Raw genomic sequence first — 19,889 nt, forward strand, 5'->3', positions numbered from 1 at the left:
TGTATCCCCCTATATAATTTGATAGTGAAAACATGTCTTCTCTCCCGTATGACAAGCAGGTCCTACTTGTTTCACATTCACAACAATTGAATCTTGATCACAATCTAAATATAAAGATTGTACATATTGAACATTCCCTGATGTTTCCCCCTTATTCCATAACGACTGCCTAGAACGAGAATAAAACCATGTTCTTTTCGTCTCTAACGTTTTTTCATATGCTTCTTCATTCATATAAGCTAGCATTAAAACGTCTTTCGTACCTTCTTCGATGACAATTGCCGGTATTAATCCTTTTGAAAAATTAGGTTTCATAACCGCACCTCAATATTTGCATCTCTTAATTTTCGCTTTACACTATGCACTGTCGCCTCACCATAATGAAAGATGGATGCCGCTAACGCTGCATCAACTGTTGTCTTTTGAAAAACTTCTATAATATGATTCGTATGACCACAGCCCCCTGATGCGATGACTGGAATAGAAACACTTTTTGAAATTTCTTCTGTTAAACGAAGGTCATATCCGCTTTTCGTTCCATCTGCATCCATACTCGTTAACAAAATTTCACCTGCCCCAAGTTTAACAACACGCTTCGCCCATTCTATGGCATCCATTCCTGTGTCAACTCTTCCGCCGTTGACATATACGTTCCATTTACCTTCTGCTACTTTTCTAGCATCAATTGCCACGACAATACATTGTGATCCAAAGTGTTCTGCCCCTTCTTCTATTAACTTCGGGTTTCGCACTGCCGCTGAGTTTATTGAAACTTTGTCTGCCCCAGCTCTTAGTAAATTGTACATATCTTTCACACTTGATATCCCCCCGCCAACCGTAAGAGGAATAAATACTTTTGCTGCTGTTTTTTCTACAACATCTATGATCGTTTTTCTTCTTTCATGAGTCGCCGTAATATCTAAAAATACGATTTCATCTGCCCCTGCCTCGTTATATGCTTCAGCTATTTCAACCGGATCACCGACATCTTGTAATCCTATAAAATTTACACCCTTTACGACTCGCCCTTCTTTCACATCTAGACATGGAATAATTCGTTTCGCTAACATAACTTTGTTACCTGTAATACTTCTTCTAAATCAATCGTTTTCTCGTAAAGCGCCTTTCCAATTATGACACCATATATATTCATATCATTTAACTTTTTCACATCTTGAATAGATGCCACTCCTCCAGAGGCGATGAGACGAATGCCCACACTTTTTTGAAGTATCGCTAATTGTTCAAAATTTGGACCTGCAAGCGTCCCGTCTTTCGAAATGTCTGTAAACACAATCGTTTGAACACCTAAACTTTCCATTTGTTTCGCTAAACTAACGTAAGAAATTTCAGATAGATCAAGCCAACCTCTCGTTGCTACGAAACCATTTTTCGCATCAATTCCAACAATGATTTTCTCGTTATATAGACGAACTGCTTCCTCTAAAAATGACTTATCATAAAGAGCTGCTGTTCCTAAAATCACTTTTTCTACACCTGCTGACAATAACTTCTCCACCGTTACAAGTGAACGAATTCCTCCTCCCACTTGCACAGGAATACATACCGCCTTGCAGATTTTTTCAATGACGGGCAAATTTAAAGACTCGCCAGCAATTGCACCGTCTAAATCAACAATGTGTAGTATTTCCGCTCCAAGCTTTTCAAATATGATCGCCTGCGCTACTGGATCTTCATTCATCACCGTTTCTTTACTAAACTCTCCTTGATAAAGTCTAACGCATCGTCCTTCTTTTAAATCGATAGCTGGGAAGATTTCCATGCTTCTACCACCCCTTGAAAATTTTTCAATATTTGCATGCCAATTTCGCCACTTTTTTCTGGATGAAACTGTGCACCAAATACATTTCCTTTCGCGACAAACCCTGGTACTTGCATTCCATAATCACTTACTCCGCATACAATTTCATCTGGACAATCCGCGTAATATGAGTGAACATAATACACGAAAGAACCATCCACTAATCCATTCCAAAGTGGAAATTCTCTTTCCTTCCTTAATTCATTCCATCCCATATGAGGAATTTTATACGAAACTTTTAACTTACGAATTTCCCCTGGTAGTAAACCTAACCCGCTACAATCTTTTAGTTCCTCACTTCGTTCAAATAAAAGTTGCATACCCAAACATATACCGAGGAGTGGTTTTCCTATGTCACAAACTTCTTTTAGTACACACACTAAATCTCTTTCTTCTAATACGTCCATCGCTTTCGGAAATGCACCTACTCCCGGTAAAATCACGCCATCGCTTCTCAATATCTCTTTTTTATCACTCGTTACAATGTACTCTGCGCCAATATATTTTAATGCTTGCTCTACACTGCGAATATTCCCCATTCCATAATCTATAATGGCAATCAATTACAACATTCCTTTCGTTGAATTTACACCAGTAATGTTGGCATTTTTTTCGACCGCTTCTCTAAGCGCTCTACCAAAAGCTTTAAATAATGCTTCAATTTTGTGATGTGTATTACTTCCGTATAGAACGCGCGCATGTAATGTAATATTGGCAGCATGTGCAACTGCTCTAAAAAATTCTTCCGTCAATTCTGTATCAAAATCCCCGAGCTTCGGATTTGTTAATTCCCCTTGAAATACACAATATGAGCGTCCACTTATATCAATTGCGACAAATCCTAAAGATTCATCCATCGGTACATACGCAGAACCGTAACGATTAATTCCCTCTTTGTTTTGCAATGCTTCTTTCAAGCAATTTCCGAGTACAATTCCAACATCTTCAACGGTGTGATGTGCATCGACAAATACATCACCTTCTGCTTCAACTTGCAATCCAAATCTTCCATGTCTAGCAAATAAAGTAAGCATATGATCGAAAAAACCAACCCTCGTTTGAATAGATACATTTGTACTTTCATCAAGCTGCAAACTTAATTTAATTTTTGTTTCTGTCGTCTCACGTACTTGACTGGACTGACGCATTATTGTTCCTCCTCAAACCTTATTTGGATTGCTCTCGCATGTGCATGTAACCCTTCTTTATTTGCAAGCTCTACAATATGATGCTGTACATTTTTTAATGCTTCCTCCGTATAAGAAATAAAACTTGATTTTTTCACGAAATCATCGACTGATAACGGAGAAAAAAATCTTGCCGTTCCGCTCGTTGGTAATACATGATTCGGTCCCGCTAAATAATCCCCGAGCGGTTCAGGTGCATATGACCCAAGGAAAATAGAACCTGCATGTTTCACATAATCTAGAGCATTCATCGGTTCTTTTATATGTAACTCTAAATGTTCTGGAGCAATTTCATTTGATAACTTTAGCGCCTCCTCTAAAGAAGGAACGATAAAGATGGCTCCATTTCTATTTATTGATTCACGTGCAATTTCACTTCTTGGTAACGTTTCTAACTGTCTTTCTACCTCTTTTTCTACTTCTTTAGCTAGTTCTATATTCGTTGTAATACAAATCGCCGTTGCTCTCTCATCATGCTCTGCTTGCGATAATAAATCCGCTGCGATATATTTTGCATTACCTGTTTCATCCGCGACAACTACAATTTCTGATGGACCAGCAATCATATCGATATTTACTATTCCGTATACTTCTCGTTTCGCTAGAGCGACGTACAAATTTCCCGGTCCAACTATTTTATCCACTTTCGGAATCGATTCCGTCCCGTATGCTAAAGCAGCAATTGCTTGTGCGCCACCTATCGTATAAATTTCATCTACTCCCGCAAGATCTGCAGCAGCTAATATATGCGGATCAATTCCTCCTTTCCTCGGCGGTGTTACCATTACAATCTTTTTCACACCTGCGAGTTTCGCCGGCAATACATTCATTAATACTGAAGAAGGATATGAGGCTGTCCCACCCGGTACATATACACCTACATTTTCTAACGGCCGAATGAGTTGCCCTCTAATTATCCCTTTACTTTCACAATCGAATATTGAGTGCTTCTTTTGCTTTTCGTGATACGAAACAACGTTTTTCTTCGCCTCTTTTAAAGCTTCTAAAAATGAATTCTCTACAAACATACTCGCTTGCTGTATTTCTTCTTCACTTACACGAAAATCTTTCATCTCTACACCATCAAACTTTTTTGTATAGAAAGATAAAGCCTCATCTTTCCCTTCCCTTACATGTCTAATGATTTCTCTTACACTTCTTTGAACAGTTTCTTCTATTATATTAGCGTTTTCTCTTAGCACTTTTATTTTAGATAATGCCTCCTTAAATTCTTCATAAATGATTTCCATTTTAAATCCTCCTATTTCCTTGATAAGATTTCTTGCTCCATCATATTTATAATGCTGAATATTTCGTCTTTTTTAGTTTTTAAGGCTGCCTTATTTACAATCATCCGAGCCGATATAAAGTACATTTCCTCAAATACAATGAGTCCATTCTCTTGTAATGTTTTTCCTGTTTCAACAATATCTACAATCGCATCTGCCAATCCAAGAAGAGGAGCGATTTCTACAGAACCTTCTATCTTAATAATTTCTACATCCTCTCCCTTATCATGATAATAAGTAGAAGTAATATGGGGGTATTTCGTAGCGATTCTTTTCTTCCGGTAACTCTTCGGATTATACGTAGGAATAGAAGCAACACAAAACTTACAAATCCCCACTCCTAAATCCAGCATTTCATAAATATCTTTCTCGTTTTCCATTAAAATATCTTTTCCAACGATGCCAATATCAGCTACCCCATGTTCTACATAAGTAGCAACATCAATCGCTTTTACTAAAATAAATGAAACATTTGTATTTTTACTTTGAAATACAAGCTTCCGACCTTTATTTTTGAGCTCGGAACAATCAATTCCAATCTGCTCAAAAAGTGGAATGACATGTTTTTCTAATCTTCCTTTCGTTAACGCAATTTGAATGTTACGCATGAAGCCTCTCCTTCTTTCTGGACTACCCATTTCTCATTCCATACATATTCCACTAAGTATTCATTCTTTGCCTCAACGACCGTTCCTATTTTATTTTTTCTTGCAAATTGAAAGGTATCGCTTAAATTAGAGAATAGAGATAACCAAGCATTTTTCCCATCCTTTCGAAGTAAATTTCGTAGCCTTTCTGCTTCCGCTAATCTATTTAACTCATAATGAATCACAATATCAATTTGATTTCGTTCATATGGTTCTTGCTGCTCTTGCAGCGCCTTCACAATTTGATTTACTTGTACCGCGAGTCCAACAGCTGGCAGCATTTCTCCAAAATTCCCAATTAGCTCATCGTACCTTCCGCCACTAACGATTTCTTCTCCAATTTCATATATATATCCTTTGAAAATAACACCCGTATAGTAATCTAAGTGTTGAATCATGCCCAAATCAATTGATATGTAAGAACCATATCCTAACATTTCAATTGTTTCATACATTTCTTTTACTCTTGCAATTGCCATTTTCATTTCATTACTTGAAGCAAGCTTTTCTGCTTCCTCAATAACTTCTAAATTTCCAAATAGCCTTGGCAATTTCTCAAGTAATCTTACTGTCTCATCGCATCGATCTAATTTCTTTTCTCCGATAAAATTTGAGAGGGCTGCATAATTTTTACTTTCTATATACGTTCTAAGTACCCTTTCTTCTTCATCCTGGATGGAGAGTTTTTTTACAATACATTTATATAACTGTACTTGCCCAATCTCAATTGTAAAAGATTGCACCTTCAACTTTTGAAGTGCTTGAATGACACTTATTACACATTCAATTTCAGCTCTTACATTATCAATCCCGATAACTTCAATACCACTTTGTACGATTTCATTATATTTTCCAGAATGGGATTCATTCGCTCGAAATACATTCCCGCTATACGTCACTTTAAGTGGCGTATCCCATCTCTGTGTTCCAATAACTCTCGCTAAAGGAATTGTCATATCTGGACGTAAAACGATAATCCTTCCCTTTTCATCAAAAAATTTATACATCTTCTCTTCATCTATCGGTCTATTTTGAAATGCAAAAACATCATAAAATTCAATTGTAGGTGTTCTTATTTCCTCATAACCTCTCTCTAAAAAAGTAAGCCTTAATTTTTGTTCTACTTCTTCAATTAACGTACATTCTTCGAATAAATAATCTCTCGTTCCATTCGGGTTTGCTCGTTTCCATTTTGTCATCTAAATTTTCACACCTTTCCCCTTCTAATGTATGCCTATTTCATTCCCCTAAGCCGAAAATAAAAAGAGCCTTGTAGACAAAATACCTACAAGGCTCTTCAGTAGAGTGTAGGTACAACGGGAATAACCCTTGTACCTACACGTTTTCACGCTAAGTTCAAGGGTTTCATGTATGATGATGTAGTTGTGTAAGCATTGTAATAGATTGCACGATATTCATAATACTTACTCCCTTTCTCCTCTGATTTTCACATAGTATATAACAGTTAATTTTGAATGTAAATATATTTTTAATATTCCGTCATTTTTTTTAATGTAAAGCCACTTTTCTTTCATACTCTTTTATTTCTTGTTCATATTGCATTGTAATACTAATTTCATCTAAACCATTTAATAACTTCTCTTTCCACATTTTCTCGATCGTAAAATGGAATCTATGCGTATTCGTTGTCATTATTTCATTTTCTAAATCAACTGTAATTTGTTCCCTCGCATCTGTTTTAGCAAGTTGTTCACGCATATCTTTATCCATTACAATCGGTAACATGCCATTCTTCATACAATTCATATAAAAGATATCGGCAAATCCTCCAGCGATAATAACGCGGAAACCATAATCAGCAAGTGCCCATGGAGCATGTTCTCTTGACGAGCCACATCCAAAATTATCACCTGTGATTAATATGCTGGCTCCTTTTCTTTCTTGTGCATTAAGCGGGAAATTAGGGTTTTCTTGGCGATTATTATCATATCGCCACTCATCAAATAAAAACTTCCCAAACCCAGTTCTTTCAATTCTCTTTAAATATTGCTTCGGAATAATTTGATCTGTATCAATGTTATCATTCATCAGTACTGCGGCAGTACCTTTATGAATACGAAATGGCTCCATCATAACTCTCCTTTCTAATATCAACAAAATGACCATATAACGCAGCCGCTGCCGCCATTGCCGGGCTAACTAAATGCGTTCGTGCTCCCTTTCCTTGTCTTCCTTCAAAATTGCGATTGGACGTAGAGGCACAATGTTCTCCTTCAGGCACTTGATCTGGATTCATACCTAGACACATTGAGCATCCGGGCTCTCTCCATTCAAATCCAGCTTCTTCAAATATGCGATGTAATCCTTTATGCATCGCTGCTTCTCTTACCCTTTGAGATCCAGGTACAACAAGTGCTCGCACACCTTCTTTTACTTTTTTACCTTTCACGACAGATGCAGCAATTTCTAAGTCAGAAAGCCTGGAATTTGTACAAGATCCAATGAAAACATGTTGAACTGGAATGTCATACGTACTTTGTCCGGGACTCAATCCCATATAAGAAAACGCTCTTTCATCATTTGCATCATGCTTTTCTGGCAATTTCTCATCGATCCGAACACCCATACTAGGATTTGTTCCCCACGTAACGTACGGCGCTAAATCCGTAACATCTACTAGAATATGTAAATCATAAACTGCATCTAAATCTGTATAAAGTTCTGACCATTTTTTCTTAATAGATTCATAGTCTTTCGGTGCATATTTACGCCCTTTTACGTAAGCAAACGTTTTTTCATCTGGTGCAATAATGCCAGCCTTTGCTCCCCCTTCAATTGCCATATTGCAAAGCGTCATCCTCTCTTCCATATCCATAGCATGAATGGCCTCTCCATAAAATTCCATTACGTAACCTGTTCCAACTGCTACTCCGTACTTTGAAAGAAGGTGTAAAATAATATCTTTCGCATAGACACCTTGCGGTAACTTCCCTTTTAACTCAATGCCCATCGCTTTCGGCTTTCGTTGCCATAACGTTTGCGTTGCCAATACATGTTCCACTTCACTCGTACCAATACCAAACGCTAGTGCGCCAAAAGCACCGTGTGTTGCTGTATGACTATCACCACAAACAATCGTTTTTCCTGGCTGTGTGAGTCCAAGTTCTGGTCCTATTACATGAACGATCCCTTGCTCTTCATCTCCGATATCCGCTAATGGCACCTGAAATTGTTTACAGTTTTGCCGAAGTGTATCTAGTTGCTGCTTCGCAATGCGGTCGGTAATATTCCAAACATCTTTCGTTGGAATATTATGATCCATCGTTGCAAATGTTAAATCTGGTCTGCGGACTGTTCGATTTGTAAGCCGCAAGCCTTCAAAGGCTTGCGGTGACGTTACTTCATGAACAAGATGTAGATCGATATATAATAAATCCAATCCATTTTCATTAGTCGCAACTACATGTCTTTCCCAAAGCTTATCTAGTAACCTTTTTCCCATTATCTCCCTCTCCCTACTAACGCTTGCTCTTCCATTTCTTGAATAACTGCCTTTGTAAATGAAGTTGTCGTTTCAGTCCCCCCGATATCTGCTGTACATTTCCCTGATTTAAGGACTGCAGAAACTGCTTCTTCAATTGCATATCCTTCTCTCGTTAATCCGAACGATTGCCCAAGCATCATTGCAACAGAACGCATCATCGCAATTGGATTCGCCTTATTTTTCCCCGCAATATCCGGTGCTGATCCGTGAATAGGCTCGTATAATGAAGGTCCCTTTTCAGCGTGACTTGCTGATGGAAGCATTCCTAATGATCCAGCTAATACTGAAGCCTCATCACTTAAAATATCACCAAATAAATTTTCCGTTACAATAACGTCAAATCTTCCTGGATTCCGAATTAATTCCATAGCTGCTGCATCTACTAAAATGTGTTCTACTTCCACATTTGGGTAGCGAAGTGCTACTTCTTCTGTCACAGTTCTCCATAATTTACTAGACTCTAAAACATTCGCTTTATCAATAGATGTTACTTTTTTCTTCCGCTTATTTGCTAATTGAAAAGCATACGAAACGATACGTTCAATTTCATGGCGATGATACGTAAGTGTATCTGTCGCCACTTCTTCCGTTCGCTCTTTCGGATAAGAAAAATAAATTCCGCCTGTTAATTCACGAACGACAACGAAATCAATTTCATCAGCGTTTTTTAATGGTGATAAATGTGCAGTTGCACTTTCTACCGTTACAGGGCGAACATTCGCAAATACACCGAGTCCTTTTCTTAATGCTAATAATCCTTTCTCAGGCCTTTCTTTCGCACTATCCCACCTTGGTCCACCTACTGCTCCAAGTAAAACCGCATCACTCGCTAAACAGGCGGCAAGTGTTCGCTGTGGTAATGGTTGCCCAGTTAAATCGATAGCAACACCACCAAAGTACTCATCTTGCAAATGAAAATGATGTCCATATAGCCTTTCTACCATATGCAATACTTCCTTCGCACTCTCCATTACTTCTGGACCGACACCATCACCAGCTAAACAAACGATACGTTTTTCCATTTTTAACACTCCTTTTAACCGAATTTTCAGAACTTTAATTTGATAGGTGAGGAAAGCTTCTCTCACCTATCAATTATTTATTTCACAAGCGCTATAAGAGATTTTAATTTCCCTGCTGCATGGACATAAGCTCTCGCCGACGCTTCCAATACGTCTTGCGCAACTCCGAAACCTGATATTTGGTGACTACCTTCTTTTAATTCAACATGAACGTGAGCAAGTGCATCTTGACCTTGTGTAATAGATTGTATGCGATAATCTGCCAATTCACATTCTAATCCTAAAATTCTTTGAATCGCATTGTATATCGCTTCAATACTACCAGAACCAGTGGCTGCATCTTCATATACATTTCCTTCCTCATCCTTCAACACAACTGTTGCGCATTGTGTACTATTTGATACGAAATGCACTTGTAATTGCGTAATGTTATATTGCTGAGCTGCAAATGCTGCTTCACCAAGCATAAGTGCGCGTAAATCTTCTTCAGTAATTTCCTTTTTACGATCAGCCAATTTTTTAAATGCTTCGAATGCCGCATCTCGCTCTTCATTTGTAAATTCATAACCAAGCTCTTTCATTTTTTCCGTAAACGCATGACGGCCAGAGTGTTTCCCAAGTACAAAGAGATTTTGAGATTCTCCTATAAGCGCTGGTTCGATAATTTCATAAGTTGTTACTTCTTTTAAAACCCCGTCTTGGTGGATGCCCGATTCATGAGCAAATGCATTCGCTCCAACGATTGCTTTATTTTTCGGTACAACCATACCCGTTAACCTGCTTACTAATATACTCGTCGCCTTAATTTCTTTTAAAGTCATCGAAGGCTCTGCTTTATAAAAATCTTTTCTAATATGAAGAGCTACCGCAACTTCTTCTAACGCTGCATTCCCTGCTCTTTCTCCAATGCCATTAATCGTTCCTTCTACTTGCAATGCTCCCCCTTCAACCGCAGCTAACGAATTTGCTACTGCCATACCAAGATCATCGTGACAATGACAAGAAAAAATCGCTTTTTCATATGATGGAACGGATTCTTGTAAGTATTTAAAAAGAGAATAATACTCTTCCGGATTTGTATATCCAACTGTATCCGGAATATTAATTACATTCGCTCCTGCTCGAATCGCAATTTCTACTGCTTCAGCTAAAAATGCTCTCGATGTTCTTGTCGCATCTTCTGCAGAAAATTGTACTGTCGGAAATAATGATTTTCCGAGCGTAACCGAGCGATGAATACTATTTAACACATCTTCTTTTGACATACAAAGTTTATATTTCATATGAATATCACTCGTAGCTAGAAATACGTGTAGACGAGGAGATACAGCGCCTTTCACAGCTTCATATGCTCTTCGAATGTCACTTTCTTTCGCTCTAGCTAAACTCATAACCGTAGCATTTTGAATTGTATTCGCAATACGTTTTACCGATTGGAAGTCGCCTTCGGAAGCTGCCGCGAATCCAGCTTCCATTACATGAATACCAAGCCTCTCTAATTGCCTAGCAATTTGTAATTTCTCTTGTTCATTTAAATTTACTCCTGGTGATTGTTCGCCATCACGAAGCGTTGTATCCATGAACAAAACCTGCTTCATATTATTTAACCCCTACCTTTACTCGCGGCTGTACGAAAGGCATCATTTCACGTAATTTACGTCCAACTACTTCGATTTCATGTTTATTCTCTTTCTCATTTGTCGCATGGAAATTTGGTCTTCCTGCTTTATGTTCTGCAATCCACCCTCTTGCAAATGTACCATCTTGAATTTCTGCTAATACTGCCCCCATCGCTTTCTTCGTATCTTCAGTCACAACGCGTGGTCCTGATACGAAGTCTCCCCACTGCGCTGTATCTGAAACTGAATATCTCATATTTTCAAGTCCACCTTCGTACATAAGGTCAACGATTAGCTTCAATTCATGTAAACATTCAAAATATGCAAGTTCAGGCTGATATCCCGCATCAACTAACGTTTCAAACCCTGCTTTTACAAGTGCAGTCACTCCGCCGCAAAGTACAGCTTGCTCTCCAAACAAATCTGTTTCTGTTTCTTCTTTAAACGTCGTTTCTAGTACACCAGCTCTCGTTGCTCCAATTCCGTCAGCATAAGAAAGTGCTTTTTCAGTCGCAACTCCTGTTGCATCTTGATATACTGCAAATAATGCAGGAACAGCCCCGCCCTCGGCGAACGTACGGCGTACGAGATGCCCTGGTCCTTTTGGCGCTACTAGAAATACATCTACATTAGCTGGTGGTTTTACTTGATCAAAGTGAACATTAAATCCATGTGCGAACACGAGAGAGTTTCCAGCCTGTAAATTTGGTGCAATTTCAGCTTCATATACTTCTGGTTGTAATTCATCAGGCAATAGAATCATTACTACATCAGCTTTTTCCGCAGCTTCTGCTACTGTATATACAGAAAACCCATCTTCATTCGCTTTATCCCAAGACTTACCTTTTCTTAAACCTACTACTACATCAAATCCGTTATCACGTAAATTTTGCGCATGCGCATGACCTTGCGAGCCATATCCGATGATTGCTACTTTCTTTTCCTTTAATACATTTACTGTTACATCTTTCTCATAATAAACTTTTGCCATTTTCATTTCCCCCTATATTTAAATGATTATTGAATTAACATAACTTGCTTATCTTGTTTTTTCATACTACGTGTAAATGCTGTTACACCTGTTCTAGCAATTTCTTTCAAACCGTATGGACGAAGTAATTCAATTAACGCTTCTACTTTATCTTGCGTACCTGTTACTTGCACAACTATGGAATCCTTCCCAACATCTATTACAGCGGCTCGAAACGGTTCAATTAAACTATATAATTCTGCCCTCGCTACAGAAGTTGCTACTTTAATAAGAGCAAGCTCTCTAGCAATCATCGCTTCTTCTGTAATATCTGATACTTTCAGAACATCAATTTGCTTATGCAGTTGTTTAATTAACTGCTCCACTTGCTGTTCACTTTCAACGTGTACAACAATCGTCATTCGCGATATATCTGATGATTCTGTATGACCTACTGAAATACTTTCAATATTAAAATGTCTTCGTGTCATAACCCCTGTAATTCGGTTTAACACACCACTTTGATTTCGAACTGTCGCTGTAACAATTCTCTTCACCCTTTTTCCACTCCCTCCATTTGGTGAACACCTTTTCCTGGCGCAACCATCGGCATAACCTTCTCTGATTGAAGTACACGACAATCAATTACGACTGGCTCTTGTAATTCGATCGCATGCTGGATTTGCTTCTTTGCAAGAAGTGGATCGTCAATACGAACACCTTTTATGCCATATGCATTTGCAAGAGCGACGAAATCTGGTTGGCATGGTAATAAAGAATGTGAATATCTTTGATTGTAAAATTCATCTTGCCATTGTCTTACCATTCCTAAAGCTTCATTATTTAAAATAAATACTTTAACGGGTAAAGCGTGTTCTTTTAATACACTTAATTCTTGCAGAGTCATTTGAAACCCAGCATCACCAACAATTGCAATAACTAATTCTTCAGGCTTTGCAATTTGCGCACCGATTGCTGCTGGAAATCCGAACCCCATCGTTCCTAGTCCACCAGAAGTTACCCATTTATCTGGATTTTTCAGTGGATAATATTGCGCTGCCCACATTTGGTGTTGCCCAACGTCTGTTGTTACAATCGCTTCTCCCTTCGTAATTTCATATAGCATATCAATCGCATATTGAGGTTTAATACTTTCAGAATTTCTTTTATAAGAGAATGGATATTTTTCTTTTCTATTCTTTAATAAAAAGAGCCATTCATGATGATTTTCTTTCTTTCCTTCTGATTGAAGCAATACTTCTAACGCCTGCTTAGCACTTGCAACAATAGGAATCTCTGTTGGCACATTTTTCCCGATTTCTGCTGGATCAATATCGATATGTGCAACAGTCGCCCCTTTAGCAAAAAAAGCTAAATTTCCAGTAAGACGATCATCAAATCTCGCGCCTATATTAATGAGTAAGTCGCATTCATATAATGCCATATTGGCTGTATAAGAACCGTGCATTCCCCCCATCCCTAGAAATAGTTCATCATCTGGTGGAAAACCACCAAGTCCAAGTAATGTATGCACAACAGGGATTTCATATTTACGAGCAAAACTTGTCAATTCTTTCGAAGCTTTCGCATGCAATATACCCGCTCCAGCTAAAATTAACGGTTTTTTTGCGGTTTCAATTACTTTGAGTAATTTGTTTATTTGAAGTAGATTCGGTTCATAATTAGGGTTATATCCTGGTAAATCCATTTGTACATTGCTACATCGCTCACCTTTCTCGACTACCATATCTTTCGGAAGGTCAATAACGACTGGTCCTGGTCTTCCTGTTTTAGCAATATGAAATGCTTCTTTAATAATTCGAGGTAAATCTGAGGCCTTTCGCACTTGATAGTTATGTTTTGTCACTGGCATCGTAAGTCCCATAATATCTGCCTCTTGAAAAGCATCGCTCCCAATTAACGTTGTTGCTACTTGGCCTGTAAATACTACAAGTGGCAATGAATCAATCATCGCATCAGCTAGACCCGTAATTACATTTGTAGCACCTGGTCCACTCGTTGCAATTACAACCCCTGGATTCCCTGTAATTCTGGCATACCCTTCAGCAGCGTGAATTGCCCCTTGCTCATGCCTTGTTAAAATATGCGGAATTTCACAATCATACAATGCATCATAGAGAGGTAAAACGGCACCACCCGGATAACCGAAAATCACTTCTACGCCTTCCTTTTCTAGCGCTTCTAACAATAGCTGTGCACCAGTTTCCAGTTTCTCTTCCGTTTTTGAAGACATTGTTCTTATAAGCCCCCTTTTTCAACCTTTTATACAATAAAAAAATCCTACGTCCACACTCCAGCTATGTGCTGAAGGGACGAAAGATTTCGCGGTACCACCCTTCTTTGCAAGAATACTCTTGCCTCAGTGATCCATAAATGGATCTAGCTAATAACGGAGCTACCGTCTAAGCCTAGACAAATGCTTTAGCTTAGCACTCAAGGGCGATGTTCGTCGACGTGAACCATCGGTTTTCAGCAACCACCGACTCTCTGTGAGGCTTCACAATCAACTACTCCTCCCTATCAACGCTTTCTTATGTTAAAAAAGTTGTTATCCAACTTTATTTTCTTCGTAAATTTTCTCTCCATCTTCTACAACTAACTTACGAAACTCTTCTAATAAACGGTTCGTATGTGGACCTGTTTGCCCTAAGCCAATCGTTCTACCATCTACTGTCGTAACAGCAATCACTTCAGCAGCTGTTCCTGTTAAAAACACTTCATCAGCTACATATACATCATGTCTTGTAAATAACTCTTCTCTTACGTCATACCCAAGTTTTTCGCCGATTTCTAAAATGGCGTTTCGTGTAATACCTTCTAACGCTCCAGCAGAACTTGGTGGTGTAATTAATTTATTTCCTTTAACAATAAACACGTTATCTCCTGATCCTTCAGCTACATATCCTTGATCATTTAACATAAGCGCTTCTTGTACTCCAGCTAATTTCGCTTCAATACGAACTAAAATATTGTTTAAGTAATTTAAAGATTTTACTTGAGGGGATAAAACATCGGGACGATTTCGGCGCGTTGCAACTGTTACAACTGGAATCCCTTTCTCATAATATTCTTGTGGGAATAAAGATAATTGTTCTGCAATTACTACTACATTCGGCTTCTTACATGAATCGGGATCCAATCCAAGATTTCCTGCTCCTCTTGATACAACAAGGCGAATGTATCCATTAGATAATTTATTTTGTCGAATCGTCTCAACAACAATATTTGTTACTTCATCTAATGAATATGGAATTTCTAAAAGGATTGATTTTGCTGATTCATACAACCGGACAAGATGCTCTCTCAAACGGAAAACATTACCGCTATAAACTCTAATTCCTTCAAACACTCCATCGCCATATAAATAGCCATGATCATATACTGAAACTTTTGCCTCATCTTTTGGAACAAATTCTCCATTTAAGAAAATCCATTGCTCATTCACTAGAAGCGCCTCCTATGTTCTATGAATTTTTTATTGTTTCCTAGTTTACTCTCCTTTCTAAATAAATCAAGTGAATTTTTAGAAAATTTATAATTTTTAATCATACGTACTTCTTTACTTATACTGATTTAACAACATTGTTAACGTTTACAAAAAGTCAAAAATTTTTTTCGCCAATTTCCACTAAAAAAATATTTGTTTAAAAGAAGGATTTTCATCAATTGATACGAATCTATTGTATTCAATAAACGGACGTCCGATTTTATAAATCCGGAAATATATAACGACTTTTGCTGAAAAAGGGGGAAAATAACAAAAATAGCGCTGTCTAAAAATAACATTCATATTTTTCATTTCGTAATCATAATCCTATTTTTAAAAAACAATTTGTCAAAATGAAGGAGGAAATAAATATGGCGTGTGTACAAATTAAAGGAACGAGACAAGAGGTAGTAGAAATGCTGCAATTATTTGATCTAATGGATACGAAAGGTTTTTGTAAATTCGATAATTACGTAGAGGTAGAACCAAATACGCAAGAACATAATCATTTTATTGCTTCAATCGACATCCATTCAAATACTTCTTCAGCACAAGATACATTATTAAACGATCAATTCGTTAGTCAAATGCTTACTGGCGTATATAACGACTAAACAAAGATTTACTTCCTACCGTCTTTTCATAAATATATGCAGTGAACTTGAGCATACTAGCAATTAGATGGTAGGGAGGTGAGAATTATGGCTAGAATTGGCGTTGAAAACTCATTAACAGACGTTCAACAAGCTCTTCAGCAACAAGGTCATGAAGTTGTTACACTTAACTCAGAACAGGATGCACAAGGGTGTGATTGTTGCGTTGTAACTGGGCAAGATTCTAATGTGATGGGCATTGCAGATACATCAATTAAAGGATCAGTCATTACAGCTCACGGTTTAACAACAGATGAAATTTGTCAACAAGTTGAAAGTCGCACTTAAAAAATGAAAGAGGACTCCTTTTAAAAGGAGTCCTCTTTTTTATATTCACCTAACGGGAAAGTAACATATACTGGATGAAAGCCCTACCTCTCTCTCATCATTACGGTTCCACTGACCGCTCCTTGATTCACTAGTATACATATATAGCTTACAAATACAATTTATAGGGTTTGTTCACAAAAGTTGTTGATAAAATTACCCGATCTTTCGCAAACTTTTCGTATTGCATTCATAAGAGATATTTACTTTACACTAGCTGTAACCGAGACACGAATTAAAATTATAACACCAATACAATAACTTGTCAACTTTTTTCCGCAAATTAAAAACAGACATTAACGGTTTGTCTGTTTTAGAATGGAGCTTTTTCTTTTATTACATATACAACAAAGCCGCTTACTAACATGAATAAGCCAACTACTAAGTTTTTGATATTAATCATAAATTCCTCTCCCTTATTCCACACATCATATATATTTACATTTCAATTATTCCGATCATCCTAAAGCGCACTTTTTCTAATATATCATAATTCCTAAAAAATGCAAGTTCACTTTTGACGACCATTCACAAATTTATCTACAGTGCTTGGTACAGTATTTAAAGCCTTTTCAATTAAATGTGTACTGCTGTTGAGATGTAATACTTGCACCCCATTAGAACCAACTACTAAAAAAGCTACTGGACTAATGGAAACCCCAGCCCCGCTTCCTCCTCCAAATGGATGCCCTTGTTTGTTCTCTTTATGCTGATTTTGCCCACCGTTATGTTTTTCAGTAATGAAATCCCCTTTAAAATCACTTCCACCAGCTCCAAAACCAAAAGCCACTTGAGATACTGTTAATACTACATTTCCGTCAGCTGTTGAAACCGGGCTCCCAACAATTGTATTTACATCTACCATCTCTTTTAAATTTGTCATTGCCGTTTTCATTAAATTTTCAATTGGATGTTCCATTATGTATTGCACCCTTTCCTCATTATTCCTTTTTATATTTTCCAAAATAGAGGAAGTCATACTAACTTTTCCTATTTCAAGAAAACATTTTCCTCCTTTTAAAAGATACTACTCCCTGTACATGCTCCGGTATAGTGAAACTTTAATCAGTGGGATGTGCACGTTTCTCGACTCCCACAAATAGCGGGATAAAAAAGAAAAAGAGATACATACTACTATTGAACCTTGTTATGAAAGGAGTCATGACTTTGACTGAGAAATTTGATGATTATAAAAGAAAAGATAGAATAGATAGTGATTATAGTGACTATAAAGAAGAGTACGCCGCTGAGGTTGCACCACAACGCATTGATTATGATTACGATGATAAAGACGATAAAGATGTTGTAAAATCGTCCGCTGCTGGATCAACTGCTGGTTTTATCGCTCTTGCGCTATCTATCTTATCGCTATTTACATTTCCAACACTATTTGGTCTTGTTTCTGTTTTACTCGGTATTTACGCTTATAATCGCGGAGCTACTGTAACTGGCGGTATCGCTGCAGTTGTCGGTGGAATTGCTGCACTTATCGCAATTTTATTCCGAGTAGCACTTATTGGTCTATTGTTCTCCCTGTTCTAAAAAAGAAAAAGGTATCTCGCTTAACGCGGGATACCTTATCCTGTAAACACATCTTCCGATGGATATTTTATTTTTTGTTTTGCTGGTCGCGCTAAAGAGAACACAAGTGTTAATGGTCCAATTAATCCGCAGAACATAACAAACATAATAATACATTTTCCGAATGCCGATAGCTTTGCAGTAATTCCCATCGTTAATCCGACTGTGCCAAACGCTGATATTGTCTCAAATAATAATTGAATAAAGCTGAAGTTTTCTGTAAGCATTAATATGAATACCGCTGCTAAAATAAGTATTTGACTGGCAACAGCAATCGCTAAGGCCCTCGTTACTGTCGACATTTTAATTGTACGCTGAAATAAAACAATTTCCTCCTTTTTTCTAAAGAAAGAAAGGACAGATGTAATTAAGATAACAAACGTCGTTAATTTAATTCCTCCACCTGTCGATACACTTCCTGCACCAATAAACATTAAAATCATCGTAAATAATATAGATGATTCTTCCATACCTCCATAGTCAACCGTATTAAATCCAGCTGTCCGCGGAGTAATACCTTGAAAGAAGGAAGCCCATAGTTTTTCATTTAAAGATAAATTCCCTAACGTCTTCACATTATTATATTCCAATACAAAAATTACAATCATTGCTATAACATTTAGCACTACTGTTCCAATAATCATTATTTTTGAGTGAAGTGATAATTTTCGAAAACTGCGGCTATACCATATATCAATTAATACGGTAAAACCGAGTCCCCCAATTACAATTAAAGAGCAAATCCCAATATTAATAATGGGATCCCCTACATATCTTGTTAAATTATCTGGCCATAAAGCAAATCCTGCATTATTATAAGATGCAATTACATGAAAAATACTATAATATAAACCTTTTCCAAAACCAAACTCTGGAATAAAGCGAAACGATAAAAAGATGACCCCAATAAGTTCAATACAAATCGAAAATATAAAGACACGCTTTACTAATTTTACAAGACCACCTATATTTGTTTGATTAAATGCTTCTCCAATTAATAAACGATGGCGTAATCCGATTTTTTTACCTAGTACCCAAACAATTAAAATGGCAATTGTCATAAGACCTAGACCACCTGTTTGAATTAAAAACATAATAACAATTTCGCCAAACATCGTAAATGTACTTGCTGTATCCACTACTCCCAAACCAGTTACGGTCGCTGCTGACGTTGCTGTAAAGAAAGCATCTACCCAACTAATATGTACTTTCGTTGCGAATGGTAATTTTAATAACAAACCGCCAACCACAATTAAGCAGAAAAAGCCTAATGCTAATATTTGTGGTGGGTTTAATCGTATAAGACGATTATACAGCCCTTGTTTTTTTGTTACGTCCATATCACTAACTCCCTTATTAAAGTGAAGCTTTCCCCTCATACAATAAAAAGCTTTTTAAAAGCCCTTAAATAATTGGGACAAACCTTATATTCTCATAATATAGTTGAGCATAATCCTTTTTTTCATAGATTACAACTTTTATTTATATTCAGATTCCTTTTCGTTTTATGCTGGGAAAACTCTATATCCTAACTCAATATTGCTAGCAATAACAATTTCATATGTACTATTTTTCAAATCCCCATATCTTTCACTCTATGTTCACATAGAGGTCACATCCACCTTTTATAGTATATGTATCGAAGCTGTTCCTCCCTAATTTATAAGACATTCCCCAGTGTCTTTGAATAGCTTCCATCCCTAATTAAATTGACATAAATTGTCCCCTTCCTTGACCATCTTATATATGATGGTCTTAT

Annotated in this window: 22 protein-coding genes and 1 other annotated feature; of the genes, 3 read left to right on the plus strand and 19 right to left on the minus strand. The window is 37.3% G+C overall.

All coding sequences use genetic code 11. The features are described from left to right. Positions 1–9: 9 nt before the first annotated feature. The 16 genes from hisI to ilvE all read right to left on the minus strand — a co-directional run bounded on the left by hisI (position 10) and on the right by ilvE (position 15,527). Positions 10–315, minus strand: a complete 306-nt coding sequence (gene hisI, locus GBN91_RS08560) for a phosphoribosyl-AMP cyclohydrolase (RefSeq protein ID WP_000803955.1) — start codon at positions 313–315, stop codon at positions 10–12. Next, complete coding sequence (gene hisF, locus GBN91_RS08565) at positions 312–1,070, minus strand: imidazole glycerol phosphate synthase subunit HisF (protein WP_152121388.1); 759 nt, start codon at positions 1,068–1,070, stop codon at positions 312–314. The genes hisI and hisF overlap by 4 nt, the downstream gene beginning before the upstream one ends. After that, positions 1,064–1,783: a 1-(5-phosphoribosyl)-5-[(5-phosphoribosylamino)methylideneamino]imidazole-4-carboxamide isomerase gene (gene hisA / locus GBN91_RS08570; RefSeq protein ID WP_152121389.1), complete on the minus strand. Its 720-nt coding sequence runs from the start codon at positions 1,781–1,783 to the stop codon at positions 1,064–1,066. The genes hisF and hisA overlap by 7 nt, the downstream gene beginning before the upstream one ends. Next, positions 1,756–2,385, minus strand: coding sequence for an imidazole glycerol phosphate synthase subunit HisH (gene hisH, locus GBN91_RS08575; RefSeq protein ID WP_000560360.1), 630 nt, complete (start codon positions 2,383–2,385; stop codon positions 1,756–1,758). The genes hisA and hisH overlap by 28 nt, the downstream gene beginning before the upstream one ends. Then, entirely contained in the window at positions 2,386–2,970 is a 585-nt protein-coding gene (hisB, locus tag GBN91_RS08580; protein ID WP_001249960.1) for an imidazoleglycerol-phosphate dehydratase HisB, read from the minus strand. Next, positions 2,970–4,259, minus strand: coding sequence for a histidinol dehydrogenase (gene hisD, locus GBN91_RS08585; RefSeq protein WP_000402930.1), 1,290 nt, complete (start codon positions 4,257–4,259; stop codon positions 2,970–2,972). The genes hisB and hisD overlap by 1 nt, the downstream gene beginning before the upstream one ends. 11 nt (positions 4,260–4,270) lie before the next feature. Further along, positions 4,271–4,906 carry an ATP phosphoribosyltransferase gene (hisG, locus tag GBN91_RS08590; protein WP_001244488.1) on the minus strand — a complete coding sequence of 212 codons (636 nt, stop codon included), beginning with the start codon at positions 4,904–4,906 and terminating at the stop codon, positions 4,271–4,273. After that, on the minus strand, positions 4,882–6,144 hold the full coding sequence (locus tag GBN91_RS08595) for an ATP phosphoribosyltransferase regulatory subunit (RefSeq protein ID WP_000170296.1): 1,263 nt from the start codon (positions 6,142–6,144) through the stop codon (positions 4,882–4,884). Before GBN91_RS08595 ends, hisG begins: the two co-directional genes overlap by 25 nt. Before the next feature lie 310 nt (positions 6,145–6,454). Further along, complete coding sequence (gene leuD / locus GBN91_RS08600) at positions 6,455–7,036, minus strand: 3-isopropylmalate dehydratase small subunit (protein WP_000433189.1); 582 nt, start codon at positions 7,034–7,036, stop codon at positions 6,455–6,457. After that, positions 7,014–8,408: a 3-isopropylmalate dehydratase large subunit gene (gene leuC, locus GBN91_RS08605; RefSeq protein ID WP_000518111.1), complete on the minus strand. Its 1,395-nt coding sequence runs from the start codon at positions 8,406–8,408 to the stop codon at positions 7,014–7,016. Before leuC ends, leuD begins: the two co-directional genes overlap by 23 nt. Continuing rightward, positions 8,408–9,472, minus strand: a complete 1,065-nt coding sequence (gene leuB, locus GBN91_RS08610) for a 3-isopropylmalate dehydrogenase (protein ID WP_000415384.1) — start codon at positions 9,470–9,472, stop codon at positions 8,408–8,410. The genes leuC and leuB overlap by 1 nt, the downstream gene beginning before the upstream one ends. A gap of 77 nt (positions 9,473–9,549) precedes the next feature. Then, a complete protein-coding gene (gene leuA, locus GBN91_RS08615) occupies positions 9,550–11,070 on the minus strand; it encodes a 2-isopropylmalate synthase (protein WP_000815753.1) in 1,521 nt (506 codons plus the stop codon). Position 11,071: 1 nt separating this feature from the next. Further along, on the minus strand, positions 11,072–12,082 hold the full coding sequence (gene ilvC, locus GBN91_RS08620; protein WP_001151741.1) for a ketol-acid reductoisomerase: 1,011 nt from the start codon (positions 12,080–12,082) through the stop codon (positions 11,072–11,074). Between the two features lie 26 nt (positions 12,083–12,108). After that, on the minus strand, positions 12,109–12,618 hold the full coding sequence (gene ilvN / locus GBN91_RS08625) for an acetolactate synthase small subunit (protein WP_000822952.1): 510 nt from the start codon (positions 12,616–12,618) through the stop codon (positions 12,109–12,111). Beyond that, positions 12,615–14,315, minus strand: a complete 1,701-nt coding sequence (ilvB, locus tag GBN91_RS08630) for an acetolactate synthase large subunit (RefSeq protein ID WP_000095876.1) — start codon at positions 14,313–14,315, stop codon at positions 12,615–12,617. Before ilvB ends, ilvN begins: the two co-directional genes overlap by 4 nt. A 72-nt stretch (positions 14,316–14,387) precedes the next feature. Next, positions 14,388–14,615 (minus strand) — a binding site (T-box leader). 15 nt (positions 14,616–14,630) lie between these two features. Continuing rightward, on the minus strand, positions 14,631–15,527 hold the full coding sequence (ilvE, locus tag GBN91_RS08635; protein WP_001005486.1) for a branched-chain-amino-acid transaminase: 897 nt from the start codon (positions 15,525–15,527) through the stop codon (positions 14,631–14,633). Between the two features lie 413 nt (positions 15,528–15,940). Here ilvE and GBN91_RS08640 point away from each other — a divergent pair, with 413 nt between their 5' ends. Both GBN91_RS08640 and GBN91_RS08645 read left to right on the plus strand, forming a co-directional pair. Continuing rightward, on the plus strand, positions 15,941–16,183 hold the full coding sequence (locus GBN91_RS08640) for a DUF3911 family protein (RefSeq protein ID WP_000752513.1): 243 nt from the start codon (positions 15,941–15,943) through the stop codon (positions 16,181–16,183). 87 nt (positions 16,184–16,270) lie between these two features. Beyond that, a complete protein-coding gene (locus tag GBN91_RS08645) occupies positions 16,271–16,510 on the plus strand; it encodes a YkuS family protein (RefSeq protein WP_000101022.1) in 240 nt (79 codons plus the stop codon). Positions 16,511–16,862: 352 nt separating this feature from the next. On the opposite strand, the gene GBN91_RS08650 is transcribed toward GBN91_RS08645, so the two are convergent. Both GBN91_RS08650 and ytfJ read right to left on the minus strand, forming a co-directional pair. Continuing rightward, a complete protein-coding gene (locus tag GBN91_RS08650) occupies positions 16,863–16,952 on the minus strand; it encodes a hypothetical protein (protein ID WP_000608227.1) in 90 nt (29 codons plus the stop codon). Between the two features lie 108 nt (positions 16,953–17,060). Beyond that, the gene (gene ytfJ, locus GBN91_RS08655; RefSeq protein ID WP_000204234.1) at positions 17,061–17,528 is read right to left on the minus strand and encodes a GerW family sporulation protein; all 468 of its coding nucleotides are present in this window, start codon (positions 17,526–17,528) and stop codon (positions 17,061–17,063) included. Positions 17,529–17,716: 188 nt separating this feature from the next. On the opposite strand from ytfJ, the gene GBN91_RS08660 reads away from it, so the two are divergent. Beyond that, entirely contained in the window at positions 17,717–18,091 is a 375-nt protein-coding gene (locus GBN91_RS08660) for a hypothetical protein (RefSeq protein WP_000136541.1), read from the plus strand. Between the two features lie 35 nt (positions 18,092–18,126). On the opposite strand, the gene GBN91_RS08665 is transcribed toward GBN91_RS08660, so the two are convergent. Then, on the minus strand, positions 18,127–19,470 hold the full coding sequence (locus GBN91_RS08665; protein ID WP_000383526.1) for a TrkH family potassium uptake protein: 1,344 nt from the start codon (positions 19,468–19,470) through the stop codon (positions 18,127–18,129). Positions 19,471–19,889 lie beyond the last annotated feature (419 nt).

Source organism: Bacillus sp. B1-WWTP-T-0.5-Post-4 (assembly GCF_009183795.1).
GTDB lineage: Bacteria > Bacillota > Bacilli > Bacillales > Bacillaceae_G > Bacillus_A > Bacillus_A cereus.

Bases quoted from the DNA above. Each gene is read 5' to 3' on its own strand.
- hisI (WP_000803955.1), bottom strand. From the start codon at position 315: ATGAAACCTAATTTTTCAAAAGGATTAATACCGGCAATTGTCATCGAA.
- hisF (WP_152121388.1), bottom strand. From the start codon at position 1,070: ATGTTAGCGAAACGAATTATTCCATGTCTAGATGTGAAAGAAGGGCGA.
- hisA (WP_152121389.1), bottom strand. From the start codon at position 1,783: ATGGAAATCTTCCCAGCTATCGATTTAAAAGAAGGACGATGCGTTAGA.
- hisB (WP_001249960.1), bottom strand. From the start codon at position 2,970: ATGCGTCAGTCCAGTCAAGTACGTGAGACGACAGAAACAAAAATTAAA.
- hisD (WP_000402930.1), bottom strand. From the start codon at position 4,259: ATGGAAATCATTTATGAAGAATTTAAGGAGGCATTATCTAAAATAAAA.
- hisG (WP_001244488.1), bottom strand. From the start codon at position 4,906: ATGCGTAACATTCAAATTGCGTTAACGAAAGGAAGATTAGAAAAACAT.
- GBN91_RS08595 (WP_000170296.1), bottom strand. From the start codon at position 6,144: ATGACAAAATGGAAACGAGCAAACCCGAATGGAACGAGAGATTATTTA.
- leuD (WP_000433189.1), bottom strand. From the start codon at position 7,036: ATGGAGCCATTTCGTATTCATAAAGGTACTGCCGCAGTACTGATGAAT.
- leuC (WP_000518111.1), bottom strand. From the start codon at position 8,408: ATGGGAAAAAGGTTACTAGATAAGCTTTGGGAAAGACATGTAGTTGCG.
- leuB (WP_000415384.1), bottom strand. From the start codon at position 9,472: ATGGAAAAACGTATCGTTTGTTTAGCTGGTGATGGTGTCGGTCCAGAA.
- leuA (WP_000815753.1), bottom strand. From the start codon at position 11,070: ATGAAGCAGGTTTTGTTCATGGATACAACGCTTCGTGATGGCGAACAA.
- ilvC (WP_001151741.1), bottom strand. From the start codon at position 12,082: ATGGCAAAAGTTTATTATGAGAAAGATGTAACAGTAAATGTATTAAAG.
- ilvB (WP_000095876.1), bottom strand. From the start codon at position 14,315: ATGTCTTCAAAAACGGAAGAGAAACTGGAAACTGGTGCACAGCTATTG.
- GBN91_RS08640 (WP_000752513.1), top strand. From the start codon at position 15,941: ATGGCGTGTGTACAAATTAAAGGAACGAGACAAGAGGTAGTAGAAATG.
- GBN91_RS08645 (WP_000101022.1), top strand. From the start codon at position 16,271: ATGGCTAGAATTGGCGTTGAAAACTCATTAACAGACGTTCAACAAGCT.
- GBN91_RS08650 (WP_000608227.1), bottom strand. From the start codon at position 16,952: ATGATTAATATCAAAAACTTAGTAGTTGGCTTATTCATGTTAGTAAGC.
- ytfJ (WP_000204234.1), bottom strand. From the start codon at position 17,528: ATGACTTCCTCTATTTTGGAAAATATAAAAAGGAATAATGAGGAAAGG.
- GBN91_RS08665 (WP_000383526.1), bottom strand. From the start codon at position 19,470: ATGGACGTAACAAAAAAACAAGGGCTGTATAATCGTCTTATACGATTA.